We start from the raw sequence: 19,293 nt of genomic DNA, 5'->3' as shown, positions 1-19,293 counted from the left end.
GAGCGGTGGGTCAGGCCGCCGACTTCGCCGAGGGGCGGGCGGCAGCGGGGGCGCGGACGCCGGAGGCCCGGAACGAGTAGGCGACCCGGCCGCCGTTGTTCACGTACGCGGTGACCGTCAGGCCCTCGAACTCGACCGGACGGAACGGCAGCCCCGGAGCCGCGTCCGGCAGGACGGGCAGCACCGGCGCGGCGACCTTCACCCGGGCCGAGGTGTCCCGCGCCTCCGGGTCGGGGTCGACGACCGAGACGACCCACAGCGGCTGACCGGTCGTCTTGTCGCGCGCCTGGACCTTGGCCCCGCCCTTGCTCGCCTCGAAGTCGGCGACCGGCTCGACGGAGACCGCGAACGCGCCGGCGGGGAACACGTCCTCGAAGCGGACGGGGATCGCACCACGGATGGCCATGGGAGCACTCCTTGTACACCCCCTAGACAGTCGAAGGCCGACCGCCCCGAGGAAGCTGTCGAGGGGGTAGACAAGACGGTAGGCCGCGACGGCGGGAGGTGTCTAGGGGTATATACAAAGATCTTGACGAGGCGTCAGGGAATCGGTGCCGGGCGCGGGGCACAGCTAACTCAGGCCGTGGTGCCCTCGCCGGCCTGCCTCACGCAGCCGAGTGCCCGGGTGCCCGGCGAAAATTGGTATGCGCGGAGCCGATCCGCTGGAGTCAACTAGATGACATGTCGAGCACCGCGGACCTGCCCTCCGCCATCACGCAGTACGTCGCCGCTAATCAGGCCGTGCAGGACCTGTTTCGCGCGCACCCGGACGGCGACCTTCACGCCGCCCAGATCGAGCCCCTTCTGGCCGTGGAGCGACAAGCCCGAACCCGGTACGCCGCCGCTCTTCAGGCTGCCGGCCGTACAGTTCCTGTCGGCCTGCTCGACTACTGACAGTGCCTGGCTGGTCCGGTCGGCCCACGCTGCCCGGACCCACTACCGGGACTGCGGCTGGCCCCAGCTGGGAGGCACTGGGAACGAGCCCGCTGCCGGAGCTGCCTGTGGCGGCTGCGACTGAGCCGCGTACTGTGGCCCCGCGAAGTAGCCCGGTGGCGGCAGGTCTGCCCGCCGGAATACGCACATTGCAGACGGGTGGTCCCTCCGGTCCTCAGTCCACGCGACCTGATCGAGTACCCACCCAGCGGCCTCGATGCCCTCGATGACCTCGGCGATCCCGTACAACGGCATCGAGAAGCTCATTTGGAACGCGCCCTGGTTGATGCGGCACACGAAGCGTCGCCGACCCTGCACAAACGCCTTTCGCGCATCGTCTGGCAGCGACCCCTTCGACATCGCACCCCTCCACACTTGGGCCGCCTTGTCGACGGCGACCGGGTCACCGTATCGGCCCGCCCTGGCACCCGTCAGCCAATCGCTGATGGGCCTGTGAACGCCGCACTCGGGCGCCGGATTCGTAAGCTACTGGGTGTCAGTGACGCGGCCCGGCGCGGACGGATTCTCCGCCGTCGGCGCTGTGGACTCAGTCCGCGTCCGACTCAGCTCGACAACGGCTGCCAGCACCACCAGGCCAAGCATCACGAAGAACCATGCGACGTTGGCTCGGCCGTTCAGAGCCAGTGCGCATGCCGTCTGGTCACTGCCCAGGCCCGAGCTCAGGTTCGGGCTCCACGCGGATCCACAGTTATCGCCGACCTTCCACAGCCCGTATGCCAGGCCCAGCGCAACCATCACCCCGCCCGACACGCCCATGGCTCGCGTCACACGCTCCAGCACTACACACCCCCAGGGATCAACTCCAGGGCGCACAGCCTAGGGCGAAGTCGATAGGCACGACCCGAAATTGGCTAAGCAGGTCGGAACACAGCAGTCCGCCGGGAATATCCAGGCGCCGATCTGCCAGACACCAGCGAAGAAGATGGCGGCCGCGTAGGCCAGGCCCACGCTAAACGCCGCCCGGAGAACCCGCCGATCCCTGGACGATCGAACCACAGCCAGGCGGAATCTCGATCTCATAGGCGAGCCTGAAGCGGTCTGCGCTGAGCACGATGTCAGCCGTCTCGACAGCGAGCTCGCCCGCCCAGTGGGTTCGCTCGATGGCGAGCACGGTAGACCCGAGCGGGATGCCGAGCGGGCCCGCCTCGATCTCCAGAACCGGCCGAGCCGTGACCTCCTCGGTCACGCGCGTGACGGTGACGCCGATGTGGGCCATCCGCTCGACCACGCCGCAGCCAGCCAGCGGGCCGAGTTCCGGCAGGACGACGATGCTGCCCTCCGTGACCGCCAGCGGCTCCCAGCTGGTCGACAGCTGGGCAGGCTCGTCGTCCGCGAGGAAGACGTACTGCGACTGCATCACCGGGTCGCCCTCGGCGATGCCGAGCCGAACCGCCAACGCGGTCGTCGCGTAGGTCTTCTGTGACTCGTGGGTCCAGGACGGCTCGACGCCGCGGGCCCGGCTCTCGGCTGCGAACGGACTTCCGGCGGCCCGGTAGCGCCCCCGCGCGATCCGGGCCGGCGCCGGGCGGTGGCGGACGTAGGTTCCTGATCCGGGACGCCCCTCGGTCAGGCCCTCAGCGGCCAGGACCCGGAGCGCCTGGCGGACCGGCTGTTCGGACAGCCCGTGGTCGCGGCACAGGTCCGCGATGCTCGGCATGCGCGATCCCGGCTCACGCCCACCCGAAAGGATCTCGGCACGCAGCGCATCGGCGAGCCGCAGATAGGCCGGTCGACCCAACTCCCCCATCGCGGACCTCTTCTCACGATTCCTCACATCAGCTTGACAACCTCGGACCCGAGCTTTCAAGCTCGGATTCGAGCTTGACTCATTGTGATTGGCCAAATGCGCCACGAGGCGGAGGGGTACAGCCATGACATGGATCGCCCAGTTCCCAGGAGTGCCCGAGTCGGTCGGGGCCGCGCGGAAGCTGGTCCGCGACGCACTCCCGTTCTTCCCCCAGGTCGGCGAGGCGGAGCTGATCGTCTCCGAGCTGGTCACCAATGCCATCCTGCACAGCAGGTCCGGGCTCGGCGGCGCCCTCTGGGTGGAGATCCGACGCCGGCGCGGGTTCATCCGGATCGCGGTGACGGACGAGGGCTCGGCGGGATCGGAGCTGTCGTACCGCACGGCCGAGGAGGTCGCCGACTTCGGACGGGGGCTGAAGATCGTGAACGAGCTCGCCGACCACTGGGGCGCCAGCAGTGAGGTCGATGACTGCCGGACGGTCTGGGTGGAGCTAGCATCCCCCGCAGAGGCGACCTCTCGCGCTCGCACGCAGAAGCCCTCTTCATGGGGTGTATAGCCCCCTATACAACGACGGTTGCCGACCAGCCGCCAGGAGACCCGCGATGACCGACCGCCCGCAGCACGCCGGACTGCACCTGCGTTTGCTGATCATGTCTATCCCCCTAGACTCTGCCCTGACAGGGCCGGACACAGGAGGAGACGTGGCGGGAGAGACGCAGCGGATCGCCGCCATCAAGGACCCGTTCGCGCTGTTGCGGGCGGCCACGGTGCGGCTGGCCGAGGCCCAGCAGGAAGTCACCGAGCTGTCGCGGCTGCGGCAGCGGGTGATCTCCGAGCTGCACGACCAGGGCATGTCCTACGCCCAGATCGCCGCCGAAGCCGGGCTGACCCGGGGCCGGATCCACCAGCTCAAGCAGTCCGCCCCGGCGCCCGAGGGTGCGTTCCTGGGAAACGCCCGGTTGATCATCGCCACCCCGCTCAAGCAGGAGGCCGGCAACGCCCGTCCGGTGCTGGCCGCCGAGGACTTCTCCGCAGCCCAGCGCCTCGGCGACCTCGCCCGCTCCTACAAGCTGGACCCCAACTTCGAGCACGTGCCCATCGGTGGCGAGATCGACCTCAACCGCGAAGACATGATCGTCATCTGCGGCCCCCGGCTCTCCAGCCACGTCGCCGACGTCCTCGCCCAGGACCCATCGATCAGCTTCGAGCGAGCCGAGGACGGCCCGTGGACGCTCCGCGACCACGAGACCGGCGTCGCCCACCGCTCCGGCATGGACTCCGACCCCAAGACCAACTCGGACGTCGCCTACTTCGGCCGGCTCCCGCGCCCCGACGGCCAAGGCCTGATCATGGTGCTGACCGGCATCCACCCGCAGGGCAGCCTCGGAGTCGTCCACCTGATCGTCAACGACCTCGCGGACCTCTACCGCCAGGTCGGCACCGAGCGGTTCTCCGTCCTGGTGAACGTGGACTACGACCCGGCGAACAATGAGCCCGTCAACGTCCGTCTCCTGTCGCCGTTCTACCGGCACGGGGCAGACTGAGATCGTGCACCTGGAGATCGCCACCGAGCCCGCCCACCCGCAGCGTCCCAATGAGGACTTCACCGCCGCCAGCCCGAGCGCCGTCGTCCTACTCGACGGCGCCGGCACCCCGGCCGGATCCGACTGCGGGTGCAGCCATGGCGTCGCCTGGTATGTCTCCCGCCTCGGCGTCAGCCTGCTGGCGGCCGTCACCAACCAGCCCGACCGCGCCCTGACCGACTGCCTCGCCGACGCGATCACGCAGACCGCCGGGCTGCACGCCGACACCTGCGACCTCAGCCACCCGGGCACGCCATCAGCCACGGTCGTCGCGGTCCGGCTGGCGGACGAGGTCGTCGAGTACCTGGTGCTGGCCGACTCCACCCTCGTGCTGGAACACACCGACGAGCGCGGCCCGGTGGCCGTCACCGACGACCGCGAGGCCCTGGTCGGCGCCGCCCTGCGCGGAGCTATGGACGCCGAGGCCGCCGGCACTGCCGAACACGCGGAAGCCCTCCGCGGCTACGTCGAGGCCATGCGCGCCCACCGCAACCAGCCCGAAGGATTCTGGGTCGCCGCAGCCGACCCCGCCACCGCCTACGCCTCACTCACCGGCAATGTCCCCCGCGCCGACCTCACCGGAGTCACCCTCCTGAGCGACGGCGCCTCCCGTCTGGTCGACCGCTTCGAACTCGCCGACTGGGCCGAAGCCCTCCGCCTCATCCGCGAACAGGGCCCCGCCGCACTCATCCGCGAAGTCCGGACCGCCGAACTGAGCGACACCGACGGCCGCCGCTGGCCCCGCGGAAAGACCCACGACGACAGCGCAGTCGTCCGCGTCACGCTGTAGCGCGAGCCCGGAAGCCAGCCCGAGTCACTGCCGAATTCCGCTCTACAAGGTCAAGGGCGCGCTACGCGCGCCGCTGCCCCGCCCTCGGCGGCCGACGCCGGGCGTGCGGGCTGGCGCCCGGTCCCGGCGCGACCGCCAGAACGGGGCAGCATCACGACGACGCCACCTCTGACAGTTGAGCAAGTGCCTTCAGGATCGGCTGTTACGAGTTCACTACTTCACAAGGCGCGCCCGCGCGCGGCCCGGGCCACACCGGCGGGCCAGGTGGCAGATTTTGGTTGAGCCCAGAACCCCGTTGTGGCTTGGAGCGGGCGGCTCCGCAGTTTTACCCACCTGTCAGGACCGGGACCCGCACCGAGCAAGAACGGGGGCCACTCGGCCAAATTGCGGTCAGGCTCAGAAGCCCTGACCGAGTCGCAACAGCTTACGGCCCCCCGATCATGCTCGGCCCCAGACCAGACAGGACACCGGCCAAAACCGCTCCGCCTCCCTCGCGGCCTCAGTACACGCGGGGCAATATGCACGTGTACTCCCCGGAGGCCAGGGGAGTACACGTCTTCAGTGGGCGCCCTCTTCACCCAAGGCTTTGGCAATTCCTTCTATAAGTTTGACGTGATCCTCGAATGGAAGCTCGCTTATTACATCGCAAACGCCCGTGCCCATCTCGCTCTTAGACATCACTCGCACCTTAATTGCAGGCGATTCATGTCGGCCAGTTGCTAGGTCAATGACGGAACATCGGAGAATTAGGTCATCAATGGCAAGGGTGCCCGCAACGTTCGAAGGTGACTGGAAGTCTGCCAGTGCGGATCTAGCCATCATTCGAGCACCCAGCGACATCCCTTCACTCAGGTTCGACTGAAGGAAGGCTCGAAGCTGAGGGGCGAGTAACCCCAAAATGTTTCGGCCAAGGTCTACTTTAGTGTGTGTTCCGTAACTCTTCAGCGCCACCTCCCGTTGAACTTCTTCACTTTCCCATTTTCGGGGGTGGATGTTGCATCCCAGGCCAGCTCGAAAGCCTCCTTTATTAGCAGGTCTGCAATATTTGTGGGGCCGTGAACTTTGGCGCCAAGATTCTGAGAGTGAAGCTGCATTACATGAATTGTAATGTAGTCATCGTAGCCAATTCCAGGAAATTTCCCTTCTATAAATTTAATTCGCTCGGTCATCGAGAAGGACAGCTTGGCCTTTTCTCCGTCGCTGAGGGATGCGAATGCATGCAGGGAGGCGCCGGGACTCTTGGCAATGATCGTTTCGACTTCGCCAGTGTCAAGGTGCAGCCTGTACCGCTTCTTCATTTCATCGACGAACTGCTCGTAGTCCATATCCTCATAGGGAAGGACTTTTGGATCGATGTTGATCAGCACCTCGGAGGACTGAATCAGGCGAATAAAGTCGGGCGTCTGCGTAGACTGAACCTGCTGCTTTACTTGATCTCTCCGTTGTGTGTCTAATTGACCTAGTGCCGCCGTCACGTCATTTGCGGGAGCTGTATTCACCTTAAACCACCTCCAGGTTATTCCTCACGTAGTCGACAATTTTGCTGGTGGCATTATCGACGGCAGATTTTATGGCACCCATTTCGGCGGATCCCGACTTGATGGTGGCGATTGCGTCGATGCATGTTGCCTGCACGGGCGAAGGGAGCCAGAGGGACTGCTTAAGTATTTCTTCCCATTCCTCGTCCGATCGCTTGATTCCTAGCCGCTCCTGCAGTAGTGCGAGCCATACAATTTGCAAGGCGTCTCGCCGTAGTGGGAATAGCGTCCCGAATCTCTCGCTTCTCAGCCTTTGGGCTTGAAGCTTTCTTTCGTGGGCCTGAGCTTGGCGTGCTGTGAGATATGAAGAGACAAAGACTATTAGCCCGCCAGCTGCTGCGGAGATAAGCGCTGAAACCACACTGGACACGACGGCTCCACGCGAAGTGATCCTTGAACGGGCCCCTATGTCTACGATGCCTCCGCCAAGCAGTGGGTGCACCTTGGCGGGCTCGCGACACGCAACGTGATCGCCGGATCTTGCGCGCCGAACGGTCGCTGACACCGCTCTCATGCCGAGAAGCGATCTGGAGCAGCCTTCCTGTCGATCGCCCTGGGTGTGTCGAGCTGGTCGCCGGCGAGGTTGTGGCCGAGCCGAAGGCAAGCAGATATGCGTGAATTTGCAACGAACTGCCCAGCAGCCCTACGGCTACGGATTTGGGTTACTCAATTGCGCCACAATCGCCCACTCTTCAGCGGACAACTGCAGACGTTCAGGCACTTGGCCGCACGGATCGGCGGCGCGCTCCCCTCACGTCGGGCGGGCGCCCGAGTTGCTTCGGGACGAAGAGCCAACGAGTACCCGGCTCGAACCCGGCTGCCCCCTCCACAGTGGGCTGGGGCTGTGGGGTCGCAAGCCTGGCCGATGCAGCGAGGCGTACACGTGCCCCAGTCGTGCCAGATCGGGCGGTGAATGGCGGTGACTCACGGGCCCCGACGGCAGGGAAGTAATCGAACGCGCATGGCAGACTACCCGCAGCTCAGTGCCGGGGGCTCACACCAATCTTCCTAAAGCCGGTGCACAGGTAGCCGAGGCCGCTCCACCATGGCCACATGATGCCGGCGGGCCCACGAATCACCGCGCCGAGGATGCTCCTGGTCAATCTGGTCGGCTCCGAGCCGGGCTGTAACGTCTTCGCGTGGATCAGCCACTCTTCCTGATGCCGGGTGGCCAGGTGTGGACCAAGAAGCGCTCCGTGGCCGTCCTGCGGGTTCTGGGGCCCTTGAACGGCCCTCGGGCTCGTGGCGGTCGTTCAAGCTTCTGTGAGCCGCCGTGCCCCTTGCGTGCCCGTTCGACCGGGAGCCAGCAGGGAGCGGCGGGGGACGACGGCGAGGCGCCCCCTCCCCCGCAGGTCACCGCATCGCGCCACATGCGCGCCAGATCGGACGGTCAGTAGAGGGCAGTCAAAGTGCCATGCGGGCCAGATGGTCGCAGTGCGTAGATGTTGCACTGCCCCAGGTCACACAGGGTCCCTGCCTGCCGCCCTCCGGAGGCGGGTGCGCAGGTTCGAATCCTGCCGGGGGCACTTCGCAAGAAGTGCAACAAAGGCCCAGCTCAGCGGATCACTTCCGCCAAGCTGGGCCTTCGTCATGTCCGGGGCCCCGTCGGGCGCGTGCCAGTTCCCGCCCCCTTTCCTGGGCCCTGCGGATCGCGGTCTCCGATCTCCATGCCGCCGGCGATGAGCAGGTCCCGCTCCCCGCGCATGTGGGCTGACACCTCAGCGCCGCGTCCGTCGTCGAGTGCCCCATACGGTGCATCAGCCCCGCGTGCCGGCGCCGGTGGGCAGCCCGGGCGATGGCGAGGAGCGGGTTGGACGGCGTCATGCCGCCTTCCCTTCGGGCACGTTGGACGACAGCACCGCGGCGCTCGGCCCCGTGGACGATGAAGGTCCTGCCGGACCACGTGCTGGGCGATGTCGGCGGCCGGTGCAACGATTCGCATCACCGACACCGCTCCGACGGGCGGCACTGGGAACAGGGACACCGAGGAGATGACCATGGGCACGTGGGACATCGGCCCGTTCGACAACGACACCGCCGCGGTCTTCGCCTTCACCCTGGACGAGACGGATCCGGACGAACGTGAAGGCCTTGTCCGCACCACGCTGCTCCGCGCCATCCGGCACCACGAGTACCTCGACGGTACCGGCGGGGTCGAGGCGGTCGCTGCTGCCGCCCTCATTGCAGCCCAGCACCCCGGCGGCGACCCGGTCAGTACGATCTTCGGCCCGAAGGAAGCCCTTCCGACGTTCGCCGCCGATCTCCACCCACTCGCCGTCGAGGCCCTCGACAGGGTCCTCACCACGAATTCCGAGCTCGCCGAGCTCTGGGACGACGCCGTCGAGGGCCTTCAGTGGCGCCGGAGCATCCGCCGGCTCCGAGCGGCCCTCGACCCCGAGCCCGAGCCCCAGGCCGAGGTTCTGTTCGACATCTGAACTCGGCGGCGCAGGCGAGGGTTGCCGGACTCCCGCGGCCGCGTCCGGCCCGGCCGTCACGCGGAGCCGGTGACGGCCTTGCGGTAGAGGGCGGTCATGGTGTGGTCGAAGTACGAGCTGTAGGAGGTGTCGGGGGTGTCGCCGCCCTGCTGGTAGCCGCCGATGACACCGACCACCTCGCCGGTGCGGGTGCTGATCCAGGGGCCGCCGCTGGTGCCGCCCGGGTAGGCGGGGCAGTCGATGCGGCGCTGGTAGGTCGCCTGCTGGGTGGTGGTGTTGGTGCACAGCAGCGGGGCCTCGGTGCCGGCCGGGTAGCCGTACAGGTCGACCTGGTCGCTGAAGTCGTCGTCGAAGCCGAGCGGGTTGCCGCCGACGATGTCCTCGATGTCGTGCCCGCTGTTGGGGGCGACCTGGAGGATCGCGAAGTCCTCGTCCTGGTCCTCGTCGGACGCCCAGCCGTCGGCGGTGTAGACCCGGGTGACCTGCCAGGTGCCGTACGGGGTGTGGCCGTCGCGGTAGCCGGGGGCGAACTGCAGGCCGTCGGTGGAGCCGACGCAGTGGGCGGCCGTGACCAGCAGGTTGCGGGTCGCGCTGCGCACCACGCTGGCGGAGCAGAAGTGGCTGCCGGCCGGGGTGTCCCCGGTGAACAGGACGCCGACCTTCGCGGAGACGTCGTCGGCGGGGGCGACCGCTGTCCGGCCGAGCGCCGCGGCGGAGGCGGACGGCGGAGGCGCGGCGGACTTCGCCGCGGACGGGGCCGCGGTCGGGCTCGGGGTCGCCACGGCGGACCGTACGGTCGCGGTGGGCGCGACGGGAGCGTGGGTGGCGGTGGCGACGGGCCGGACGGACGCGGTCGCGGGCGAGGAGTCGAGCGCATCGGTGGTCGCTATCAGGGCGGCGGCGACGGCGGCGACCAGCGGCGTGATGAGCAGCGGGCGCACTGCGCGCAGGCGACGCCTGCCCGTTGGCGGCTTGCGGTGTCGGCTCATCGGTTGGTGACCTCCTGGCCGGGGTGGTGCGACAGCCCTGGTCCTGCTGCCCCGTCGGTCCACTATCAACCCAGACACACGGCGATTTGATGATCCGGGTCTGTGAACCTCGTGAGAATCGGTACACGACGCCGCCCCGGTGGAGGTGGGAACCGGGGCGGCGTGTCGCGGAGATCCGGTGGGCCGGGCCAGCCGGGTCGGGTCAGGGCGAGGCGACCGCCGCGGACTCGGACTCGGCGCCCGCGCCGAGGGCTTCGCCGGCCTCCGGCTTGTGGTCGATCATCAGGAAGGCGATGACCGCGGCCAGCAGCAGGATGCCCATGGCCACGGTGGTGGCCACCACGTAGCCGTGCACCGCCCCTTGGGCCTGGGTGAGCTGATCGGCCGCGTTGCGGGTGGCGAGCCAGGTCGCGGTGGCACTGGCGGCGATGGTGTTGAGCAGCGCGACGCCGATCGAACCGCCGACCTGCTGCGAGCTGTTGATGATCGCCGAGGCCGCACCGGTCTCGTGCGGTGCGACACCGAGGGTGGCCAGGCTCAGCGACGGCATGAAGACCAGGCCCATGCCGAGGCCGAGCAGGATCTCGGCGGGCAGCACCATCGTGGAGTAGGGGCTGTCCACCTTCATCTGGGTCAGCCAGGCCATGCCTCCGGCGGCCAGTAGCAGGCCGGGCACGATGAGGTTGCGGGACGGCACCCGGGTCATCAGCCGGGCGGCGATGCCGGTGGCGCTGATCACGATGGCCGCGGTCATCGGCAGGAAGGACACACCGGCCATGACCGGCGAGTACCCCTTGACCGCCTGCATGTAGTAGGTGAGGAAGAGGAACAGGCCGAACATGCCGATGACCGCCATGCCGACGGCGATCGCGCCGCCGCCGCGGTTGCGGTTGCGGACGAGGTGCAGCGGCAGCAGCGGGTGGGTGGTGCTGCGCTCGACCAGGACGAAGCAGACGAGCAGCAGCGCGCCGAGGCCGAGGCAGCTCAGCACCAGCCAGTCGCCCCAGCCGCGGGAGACGGCTTCGGAGGTGCCGAAGACGATGGCGAGCAGGCCGCCGCAGCCCAGTACGGCGCCTGGCAGGTCGAGCTTGATGCGCCGGCCCTTGGCGATGTGGTCGCGCTTGAGCAGGTAGAACGCGCCGGTGGCGGCGGCGATCGAGATGGGGATGTTCACGAACAGGCACCAGCGCCAGTTCAGGTACTCGGTGAGCAGGCCGCCCATGATCAGGCCGATGGCGGCTCCGCCGCCGGCGAGGGCGCCGAAGATGCCGAAGGCGGTGGCGCGTTCCTTCGGGTCGGTGAACGTGATGGAGAGCAGGGACAGGGCCGAGGGCGCGAGCAGCGCGCCGAAGGCGCCCTGGAGGGCGCGGGCCGCGAACAGCATCCAGGGTTCGGTGGAGAAGCCGCCGATCGCGGAGGCGAGGGCGAAGCCGAGGAGGCCGACGGTGAAGGTCCGTTTACGGCCGAAGAGGTCGCCGATGCGTCCGCCGAGAAGCAGCAGGCCGCCGAAGGCCAGGGTGTAGGCGGTGATCACCCACTGGCGGTTGCCGTCGGAGATACCGAGGGCCTTCTGGGCGGAGGGCAGGGCGATGTTCACGATGGTCGCGTCAAGGACGATCATCAGCTGGGCGACGGCGATGACCGCCAGGGCCCACCAGCGGCGGGGATCCGCCGTCTGCTCGTCCGATGCGTGCTGGAGGGACACCGTGGGCCGCCTTCCGGAGGGGATCTGGGCTTGGGGCGCAGCGCACGCAGCGCTCTCTCCAGGGAAGCCCTCGGAACGGCGATGGGCAAGACAGTTTGTAGGGAAATGTACGAATTGGGACTAAAGTCCTAAACACCTGCATCGGCGGGCCGGGGACCCCGGGCGGGGTCTGCGGAGCCGGCCCGCCGCGAGGTCACAGTGCTCCGAGTTCGGCGACCAGGTCGTCGAGGCCCAGCGAGCCCTGCGAGAGCGCCGCCATGTGCCAGGCCTTGAGGTCGAACTCCTCGCCGCGGGCCTCGGCCGCGGCACGGGCGGCGGCCCGGCCCTGGAGCCAGGCGCGCTCGCCGAGCTTGTAGCCGATCGCCTGGCCGGGCATGCCCAGGTAGCGGACGAGTTCGCTGTCCAGGAACTCGGCGGACAGCCCGCAGTACTGCCCGAAGAACTCCCGGGCGTCGTCCGGGAGCATGGCCTCGCCCGGCCGGAACGGGGAGTGCTCGGGGAAGTCGAGGCCGACGTGCATGCCGATGTCGACGATGACCCGCAGGGCCCGCATCATCTGGGCATTGAGGTAGCCGAGCCGGTGGCCGGGGTCGGTGAGGTAGCCGAGTTCGTCCATCAGGCGCTCCGCGTACAGCGCCCAGCCCTCCAGGTTGGCGCTGACCCCGCCGAGGGTGACCTGGTAGGTGGAGAGCCGGTCGGCGACGTACGTCCACTGCGCGAGCTGGAGGTGGTGGCCGGGGACGCCCTCGTGGTACCAGGTCGAGACGAGGTCCCAGACCGGGAAGGACTCCTTGCCGAGGGTCGGGAGCCATGTCCGGCCGGGCCGGGAGAAGTCGAGCGAGGGCTGGGTGTAGTACGGCGCCGCCGCGCTGCCGGCCGGGGCGATCCGGGACTCGACCTTGAGGAGCGGCTCGGCGAGGTCGAAGTGGGTGCCCTGGAGGTCGCTGATGGCCTGGTCCATCAGGCCCTGCAGGTAGGTGCGGGCGTTCTCCTCGCCCTTGATGGCCGGGCCCTCGGACTCCAGCCAGCGCATGGCCTCCATCGGGGTGGCACCGGGCAGGACCTTGTCGGCCTCGGCCCGCATCTGCGCGTCGAGGTCGTGGAACTGCTCCCACGCCCAGCCGTACGCCTCGTCGAGGTCGAGGTCGGCGCCCGTCCAGTAGCGGACCCAACGGGCGTAGCGCTCACGGCCGGTGGTGTCGGAGGTGCCGGCGGCGGCCGGGCCGTACACGTCGCGCAGCCAGTCGCGCAGGTCGGCGAGGGCGGCGGAGGCGGTGACCGCGACGGCGCCGAGGCGCTCGCGCAGCGGTTCGGGGGCGTCCTGCACGAAGGTGCCGAACCAGCCGCCCGGCACCTCGCCCTCCAGCCACTCGCCGATCTGGCCGACCACCGTGGTGACCTGGCGGGGGCCGGACAGCAGGCCGCGCTCGATGCCCTCGGCGAGGGTGGCGCGGAACTGGTCGAGCGCCACCGGCACCCGGGCGAGCCGGCGGCCGATGAGCTCCCACTGCTCCTCGGTGTCGGTGGGCATGAGGGTGAAGACCTCGCGGACGTCGTGCACCGGCGAGCCGAGGTTGCGCAGGGCGCGCAGGTTCTCGCCGGCTTCGTGGACGGCCAGGTCGGCGGTCAGGCGTTCGCGCAGCAGCCGTGCGCAGCGGCGCTCCGCGTCGTCGTCGGCGGCGCCGGCCGCCTCGGCCGCGTCGAGGGCGGCGAGCGTGGTGCGGGCGAGGTCGGCGAGCGCCTCGCGTCCGGCCGGGGACAGGTCGGTGATGCGGTCGTCATCCGGGTTGAGGCCGAGGTAGACCGCGGTCAGCGGGTCGAGGTCGGCGAGGGCGTGGACATAGGCGTCGGCGATGCGGCGGGGGTGGTGCCGTCGGCGTCGCTGCTGATCAGTTCTGGGGCCATCGGGCCATCCTGTCGCAGCGTCCGGTGATTTCAAGACCCTTTCCGTCCGGCTCGGACGATTGACGCAGGCGTTCGACCCGGGCGGCGCGCCGCCGGGCGCTCTGCGTTGCCGGTCGGTGGCGGAACGCTCCCGGCGCGCGCCCTGCGCGCCCCTCCGGCACGGACGTTGCCGGTCAGTGCCGGCGGCGGCGCAGGGCGGCGGCCGGGTCCCAGGTGGGGCGGCCCCGGGTGATCGGCCGAAAGGCCAGACCGATCAGCACCGCGCTGAAGTGGCCGAGGTCGGTGAAGGTGTGCGACACCAGCAGCGGCACCAGGTAGAAGACCAGCAGGCCGCCGCCGTAGAGCAGTCGCCAGGGCGGCGCGAAGCGGTAGGTGAGCACGCCCTGGACGCCGGCCAGCGCGTAGGAGACGCCGACGTCGATGGTGTCGGCCATGTTGGCGGGCAGGCGGCCGCTGTCGACGCCCCAGGCGACCACGCTCTGGCTGATCAGGGTCGCCAGGATGTGCGCGGTGAGCGCGACGGTGAGCCAGCGGCGGGTGCCGAGCCAGCGCTCGACCGGGGCCTGGAACAGCGTGAACATCACGAAGTAGAAGGGGAAGGCCGCCTGTTCGGTCCAGATCGCGCTGGCGACCAGGGCGTGCACCGGCCGGTCGCGCAACTGGTCGAGGTTGGTGCTGCGTTTGGCGAGGAACCACTCCAGCCGCTCGGGGGACATCCGGGCGACCACGAAGCTGGTGGCGGCCAGGATCAGCAGCCACGCATAGGTGCCGGGGGCGGAGCGGATCCAGCGCGCCACGGCCCGCAGGGCGCGGCGGCCCGGGCCGGGCGCCGCGGGGGCGGCGCGCCGCGCTCGTGGTCGGCCCGGTCCTGCATCGCCGTCGGTCCTCCGGTCGTGGACGGGCTGTCGCCGGTGGGGCGGAGTGGCCCCCGTCCCATGATGGGAGCGGCGGGGCGGGGCGGTCGGCCGACCCGCCGGGGTGCGGGCGGGCGCACGCCGGCGGCTTCGGCCGGGCGGTGAACGGGCACTACGCTGGCGGTCATGGCAGCCAGATCAGCGCCCGCCCGTCCCGTCCCCGCGGCCGGCTCCGCGCCCGGCTCCGACAGCGGGGGCGGCCTCGCCGAGCCCGAGCGCCCGCGCCGCGCCGGGTACCGCCGGCTGACGGTGGAGCAGCGCCGCGAGCAGCTGATCGAGGTGGCGCTGGAGCTGTTCGGCTCGCGGCCGCCGGAGGAGGTCGGGCTGGACGACGTGGCCCAGGCCGCCGGCGCGTCCCGCCCACTGGTCTACCGCTATTTCGCGGGCGGCAAGCAGCAGTTGTACGAGGCTGCGCTGCGCAGCGCGGCCTCCGAGCTGACCACACGGTTCCGGGTCGACGGGCGGGGCACCCCGACCGAGCAGCTCGCGGGCGTGCTGGACGGCTACTTCACGTTCGTGGCGGAGCACGCGGCGGGGTACGGGGCGCTGCTGCGCGGCGGTTCGGTGGTGGAGACGGCGCGGACCTCGGCGATCGTCGACGAGGTGCGGCGGGTGGCGCTCCGCCGGACGCTGCGGTACCTGGGGGTCCGGGCGGCGGGGCCGCGGCTGACACTGCTGGTGCGGTCGTGGATCTCGGTGGTGGAGGCGTCCGCGCTGAGCTGGCTGGACGAGGGGCGGCAGATCCCGCCCGACTCGCTGCGGGACTGGCTGGTGGACGAGTTCCTGGCGATGAGCGCGGCGACGGCGCTGCACGATCCGCAGACGGCCGGGGTACTGGCCGGCTTCCTGGCGCTGGAGGGCCCGGACGGGCGGGCCGCCCGGCTGGCGGAGCGGCTGGGCGGGCTGATGCCGGCGGCGGGCGGGGCCGCGGTGTCGGCGGAGCCGGCCGCGCACGGGGCCGGGTCGGCGGCCCGCTGAGCGGACCCGACCCCCGTGCCCGGGGTCGGGTGCCGTGGGGCGGCCCGGGGTCAGGCCTTGCCGAGCACCTGGCGCTGCCGGCCGAGGCCGTCGACCTCGACCTCGACCACGTCGGAGGGCTTGAGGAACGGCGTGCCCGGGCGGCCGGTGGTGACGCCGGCGGGCGTGCCGGTGATGATCACGTCACCGGGCTCCAGGACCATGAACCGGCTGACGTAGCGGACGAGTTCCGCCACCGGGAAGATCATCTCGGACGTGTTGCCGTCCTGCCGGAGCTCGCCGTTGACCCACAGCCGCAGGCCGAGGCGCTGCGGGTCGCCGACCTCGTCCGCGGTGACCAGCCAGGGGCCGAGCGGGGTGAAGGTCTCCGCGGACTTGCCCTTGTCCCACTGGCCGCCGCGTTCCAGCTGGAAGGCGCGCTCGGTGACGTCGTTGACGGCGGCGTAGCCGGCGATGACGTCGAGCGCCTCGCGGTGGCTCTCCAGGTAGCGGGCGGTGCGCCCGATCACCACGGCGAGCTCGACCTCGTAGTCGGTCTTCTCACCGCCGCGCGGGACGAGGACCTCGTCGTCCGGGCCGACGACGGTGTTGCTCGGCTTGAGGAAGACCACCGGCTCGGACGGCGCGGGCATGCCCGCCTCGGCGGCGTGGTCGCGGTAGTTGAGGCCGATGCCGACCACCTTGCCGGGCCGGGCGACCGGGGCGCCGATGCGCTGCCCGGCCAGGTCGAGGCGCGGCAGCGCCCCGGCGGCCAGGGCGGCCGCCAGGGCGGCGCGGCCGGCGTCGTCGAGCCCGGCGAGGAACCGCCCGTCGATCTCCGGGGTGTGCCCGGAGAGGTCGTACGCGGCGCCGTCGGGGCCGAGCACGGCCGGGTGCTCGGCGCCCGGGGGCCGACACGGAGGAGCTTCACTGCCCATCACCACCTGGTTCGTCGCAGTCGACGGGGAGGCGACACACCTCGCCCGTCCTATGCATCCGAGGTATATCAACCATTCAACCTGCGAACCAGAGGAGCCTTCTCGGCTGATTCCTATCAATTCGCACAAGGCGGCGGGTGCCGGAATCGGGTCCCCGTACGGTTGACAACGGCCCGGCGAACGGCGTTCCGTGGTGGGGCGACACCCGGTGCCGGAGCGCACCGCCCGGCGGCACCCCGGACGGCACCGGGTGCCGGGTCAGGTCTCCCGCTGCGGCCGGTACGCGGCCTCCTCGACCCCGAACGTCCAGGCGACGCCGGCACGCGCCGTCCGCGTGCTCGGCGGCACCCGCAGCCAGTAGGTGCGGAAGGTGCCGTCCGGCTCGGCGGTGGAGTTCACCACCTCCACCATCACCACCGGCTCGTCGTCGGGCAGCCGGATCCGCCACAGCACGCCCGTCCCGTCGCGGTGCACCGGCTCGGCGCCGGAGTCGGCCAGGTAGCGGTCGTAGCCGTAGTGCTCCAGCAGGACGCGGCGCAGCTCGGCGTTCTCCTCGGTGCGGATCCGCTCGGGGGTGACGTCCGCCAGCCCGGCCAGGAAGTCCGCCGGCACCGGCATGCCGCGCCAGGCGTGCACCGCGAAGCCGTCCGCCCAGGAGAGTGCCGGGCCGTCGGCGCGGTCGAGCCGGCCCGCCTCGTCGCGGTGCAGCTCCACCGGCCGCTCGCACACCACCGCGACCTCCGCGTACGGCCACCACCAGCCGACCTGCCGGGCCGCCTCGGCGAGCGGCCCGCCCGCTCCCGCCCCGCCGTCGAGGTCGGCGTCGAGGTCGGCGTCGAGGTCGGCGTCGAAAGCTGCGAACCACGGCGCATCGTGCTGGCCGAGCACGGCGTCCAGCAGCGCGAGCCGGACGGTCGCCCTGGCGGCACCGGCCGCGGCGCGCGCCGCCCGGTCGGCGTCCCGCGCCGGCTCGGGCGCGAGGGTGTCGAGCACCGCGCCGCGGATCCGGCCGGCCAGGCCCTGGGTCTGCGTCCACAGCTCCGCGCCGGTGACGGCCCACCGCTCGGCCCAGCCCTGCGCGCCGAGGTGCCCGTGCAGCCGGGCCCGCTCCTGCTCCCAGGGCCGCGTGCGGACCGCCTCGCGGACGCTCACCGCCCCCTGGGCGCGCAGCTCCAGCACCGCCCGGGCCGCCGCGAGCGGCGACGCGCACCACAGCACCCGCCCCGGCCCGGCCAGCCCCGCCGACCGGTACGCGGCGCGCACCGCCCGCTCGGCCGCCGCCCGGTCGGCCGGGCCGGTGGCCGCCGCCACCGCCCGCCAGCGGGCCGTCACCTCGGCCGGCCCCGCCGGCCGGATCGTCCCCGTCCCCATCCCGCGCCCCCTCAGTCCGCCACGACGCGCACCGCGCCGGGCACGTACTCGCGCTGCCGCACCACCCGGTACCAGCCCCGGGGCAGCCCGATCGCCGCGTGCTCCTCGTGGACCACCCGGCCACCCTGCGGCAGGTGCAGCCAGGCCCGGCCGAACTGTCCGGACTCCCGGCGCAGTTCACCGGGGCCCAGCACGGCGTGCGCGTGGCCGGTCACCTCGCCGAGCGCCAGCACCAGCCGGCCGCGGGCGTCCCGGGGCTGCCCCGGCAGCGCGGCCGCGGACGGCGGCACCGCGGCCTCCTCGACCGGCACGATCAGCACGTCACCCTGGCGGTACATGGCCGGGCCTCCCCTCCACCGGGCCGACGGGACGCCGGCCGCACGACCGGAAAGCTAGGGGCCCCCTCTGACAGCCCGTCGGGGCCCGGCTCCGGCGGTCCGACCCCGGCGGCCGGCTGTCGGACCTGCCTGATAGACAGGTCCCGGCCGACCGGACCTCCCAGGAGCAGCGCATGGCGATCACCAAGCACATCGAGCGGTTCGGCGGGCTGCCCGTCGTCGACTTCCCGGGTGCGGCCGAGGACGGCCGCGACCTGCCGGACGCCGCGGCCGCGGCCTGGAAGGTGGGGCTGGACTACGAGTCCGAGCAGACCTTCGCCGAGGCCTGGGAGCGGTTCCTCGGCGCCGTCGACACCGCGCGGGTCACCGCGGTGGTGATCGGCAACTGGTCCTCGGAGGAGCCCGAGCCCCTCGACGGGCCGCTCCGGGCGGTCGTCGACGCGGCCGGGCGGCTGCCGGCGCTGCGGGCGCTGTTCGTCGGCGACGTCACCTTCGAGGAGTGCGAGATCTCCTGGCTGCAGATGTGCGACGTCACGCCGCTGTTCGAGGCCTTCCCGCGGCTGGAGGAGCTGGTCGTCCGCGGCGCCTCGCCGGACTGGGAGAACAACGGCGGGCTGGCGCTCACCCCGCTGCGGCACGAGCACCTGCGGACGCTGCGCTTCGAGGCGGGCGGCCTGCCCGGCAGCGTCGTCCGGGCGGTCGGGGCCTGCGACCTGCCCGCGCTGGAGAGCCTGGAGCTGTGGCTCGGCGTCGAGAACTACGGCGGCACCTGGGGGCCGGACGACCTCGCGCCGTTCCTGTCCGGCACCCGGCTGCCCGCACTGCGCCGCCTCGGCCTGCAGAACAGCGAGCAGCAGGACGCGATCGCCGCCCTGGTCGCACAGGCCCCCGTGGTGGCCCGGCTGGAGCACCTCGCGCTCTCCATGGGCGCACTGACCGACGAGGGCGCCACCGCCCTGCTGGAGGGCCAGCCGCTCACCCACCTCTCCTCGCTGGACCTGCACCACCACTACCTGACCGACGCGGTGCAGCAGCGGCTCACCGAGGCGCTGCCCGGCGTCGACGTCGACCTGTCCGACGCCCAGAAGTGGGACGACAACTGGCGCTACGTCGCCGTCTCGGAGTGAGG

At 70.8% G+C, this 19,293-nt stretch carries 17 protein-coding genes, 1 tRNA gene and 1 pseudogene; 8 read left to right on the top strand and 11 right to left on the bottom strand.

The window, feature by feature from the left end; all coding sequences use genetic code 11:
• Nucleotides 1–10: 10 nt before the first annotated feature.
• Nucleotides 11–406, bottom strand: coding sequence for a plasmid replication, integration and excision activator (locus ABEB13_RS25840; protein WP_345707399.1), 396 nt, complete (start codon nt 404–406; stop codon nt 11–13).
• Nucleotides 407–681: 275 nt separating this feature from the next.
• On the opposite strand from ABEB13_RS25840, the gene ABEB13_RS25835 reads away from it, so the two are divergent.
• Nucleotides 682–894: a hypothetical protein gene (locus tag ABEB13_RS25835; protein WP_345707398.1), complete on the top strand. Its 213-nt coding sequence runs from the start codon at nt 682–684 to the stop codon at nt 892–894.
• Between the two features lie 525 nt (nt 895–1,419).
• Here ABEB13_RS25835 and ABEB13_RS25830 read toward each other — a convergent pair.
• Nucleotides 1,420–1,734, bottom strand: coding sequence for a hypothetical protein (locus tag ABEB13_RS25830; RefSeq protein ID WP_345707397.1), 315 nt, complete (start codon nt 1,732–1,734; stop codon nt 1,420–1,422).
• Between the two features lie 169 nt (nt 1,735–1,903).
• Nucleotides 1,904–2,701 (bottom strand): GntR family transcriptional regulator, encoded by a 798-nt coding sequence (locus tag ABEB13_RS25825; RefSeq protein ID WP_345707396.1) that lies wholly within the window; start codon nt 2,699–2,701, stop codon nt 1,904–1,906.
• Nucleotides 2,702–2,825: 124 nt separating this feature from the next.
• On the opposite strand from ABEB13_RS25825, the gene ABEB13_RS25820 reads away from it, so the two are divergent.
• From ABEB13_RS25820 to ABEB13_RS25810, 3 genes are all read left to right on the top strand, one after another.
• Nucleotides 2,826–3,257, top strand: coding sequence for an ATP-binding protein (locus tag ABEB13_RS25820; protein WP_345707395.1), 432 nt, complete (start codon nt 2,826–2,828; stop codon nt 3,255–3,257).
• 145 nt (nt 3,258–3,402) lie between these two features.
• On the top strand, nt 3,403–4,245 hold the full coding sequence (locus tag ABEB13_RS25815; protein WP_345707394.1) for a sigma factor-like helix-turn-helix DNA-binding protein: 843 nt from the start codon (nt 3,403–3,405) through the stop codon (nt 4,243–4,245).
• A 4-nt stretch (nt 4,246–4,249) separates the two neighbouring features.
• Nucleotides 4,250–5,074 carry a protein phosphatase 2C domain-containing protein gene (locus ABEB13_RS25810; RefSeq protein WP_345707393.1) on the top strand — a complete coding sequence of 275 codons (825 nt, stop codon included), beginning with the start codon at nt 4,250–4,252 and terminating at the stop codon, nt 5,072–5,074.
• A gap of 941 nt (nt 5,075–6,015) precedes the next feature.
• Here the strand turns inward: ABEB13_RS25810 and ABEB13_RS25805 are convergent.
• The gene (locus ABEB13_RS25805; RefSeq protein WP_345707392.1) at nt 6,016–6,441 is read right to left on the bottom strand and encodes a hypothetical protein; all 426 of its coding nucleotides are present in this window, start codon (nt 6,439–6,441) and stop codon (nt 6,016–6,018) included.
• 1,623 nt (nt 6,442–8,064) lie between these two features.
• Here ABEB13_RS25805 and ABEB13_RS25800 point away from each other — a divergent pair.
• A tRNA-Arg gene (locus ABEB13_RS25800) sits at nt 8,065–8,138 on the top strand.
• Between the two features lie 471 nt (nt 8,139–8,609).
• Nucleotides 8,610–9,047, top strand: coding sequence for a DUF4259 domain-containing protein (locus ABEB13_RS25795; RefSeq protein WP_345707391.1), 438 nt, complete (start codon nt 8,610–8,612; stop codon nt 9,045–9,047).
• Between the two features lie 56 nt (nt 9,048–9,103).
• Here ABEB13_RS25795 and ABEB13_RS25790 read toward each other — a convergent pair whose 3' ends face one another.
• The 4 genes from ABEB13_RS25790 to ABEB13_RS25775 form a co-directional block, all read right to left on the bottom strand.
• Nucleotides 9,104–10,036, bottom strand: a complete 933-nt coding sequence (locus ABEB13_RS25790; RefSeq protein WP_345707390.1) for a trypsin-like serine peptidase — start codon at nt 10,034–10,036, stop codon at nt 9,104–9,106.
• Nucleotides 10,037–10,238: 202 nt separating this feature from the next.
• Nucleotides 10,239–11,741: an MFS transporter gene (locus ABEB13_RS25785; RefSeq protein WP_345707389.1), complete on the bottom strand. Its 1,503-nt coding sequence runs from the start codon at nt 11,739–11,741 to the stop codon at nt 10,239–10,241.
• Between the two features lie 193 nt (nt 11,742–11,934).
• Nucleotides 11,935–13,596, bottom strand: a complete 1,662-nt coding sequence (locus ABEB13_RS25780) for a DUF885 domain-containing protein (RefSeq protein ID WP_345709821.1) — start codon at nt 13,594–13,596, stop codon at nt 11,935–11,937.
• Between the two features lie 223 nt (nt 13,597–13,819).
• Nucleotides 13,820–14,443 carry a rhomboid-like protein gene (locus tag ABEB13_RS25775; RefSeq protein WP_345707388.1) on the bottom strand — a complete coding sequence of 208 codons (624 nt, stop codon included), beginning with the start codon at nt 14,441–14,443 and terminating at the stop codon, nt 13,820–13,822.
• Nucleotides 14,444–14,686: 243 nt separating this feature from the next.
• On the opposite strand from ABEB13_RS25775, the gene ABEB13_RS25770 reads away from it, so the two are divergent.
• Complete coding sequence (locus ABEB13_RS25770; RefSeq protein ID WP_345707387.1) at nt 14,687–15,538, top strand: TetR/AcrR family transcriptional regulator; 852 nt, start codon at nt 14,687–14,689, stop codon at nt 15,536–15,538.
• Between the two features lie 50 nt (nt 15,539–15,588).
• On the opposite strand, the pseudogene ABEB13_RS25765 reads toward ABEB13_RS25770, so the two are convergent.
• The 3 genes and pseudogenes from ABEB13_RS25765 to ABEB13_RS25755 form a co-directional block, all read right to left on the bottom strand.
• A pseudogene (locus ABEB13_RS25765) lies at nt 15,589–16,448 on the bottom strand (fumarylacetoacetate hydrolase family protein).
• A gap of 265 nt (nt 16,449–16,713) precedes the next feature.
• The gene (locus ABEB13_RS25760) at nt 16,714–17,826 is read right to left on the bottom strand and encodes a DUF6745 domain-containing protein (protein WP_345707385.1); all 1,113 of its coding nucleotides are present in this window, start codon (nt 17,824–17,826) and stop codon (nt 16,714–16,716) included.
• Nucleotides 17,827–17,837: 11 nt separating this feature from the next.
• Nucleotides 17,838–18,164 (bottom strand): hypothetical protein, encoded by a 327-nt coding sequence (locus ABEB13_RS25755; protein ID WP_345707384.1) that lies wholly within the window; start codon nt 18,162–18,164, stop codon nt 17,838–17,840.
• Nucleotides 18,165–18,337: 173 nt separating this feature from the next.
• Here ABEB13_RS25755 and ABEB13_RS25750 point away from each other — a divergent pair, with 173 nt between their 5' ends.
• On the top strand, nt 18,338–19,291 hold the full coding sequence (locus ABEB13_RS25750; protein WP_345707383.1) for an STM4015 family protein: 954 nt from the start codon (nt 18,338–18,340) through the stop codon (nt 19,289–19,291).
• The last annotated feature ends 2 nt before the right edge of the window (nt 19,292–19,293 follow it).

Source organism: Kitasatospora paranensis (assembly GCF_039544005.1).
In the GTDB taxonomy this organism is placed as follows: domain Bacteria; phylum Actinomycetota; class Actinomycetes; order Streptomycetales; family Streptomycetaceae; genus Kitasatospora; species Kitasatospora paranensis.
Note: the sequence above shows the minus strand (reverse complement) of the source record. Positions and strands in the feature narration are given on the sequence as shown.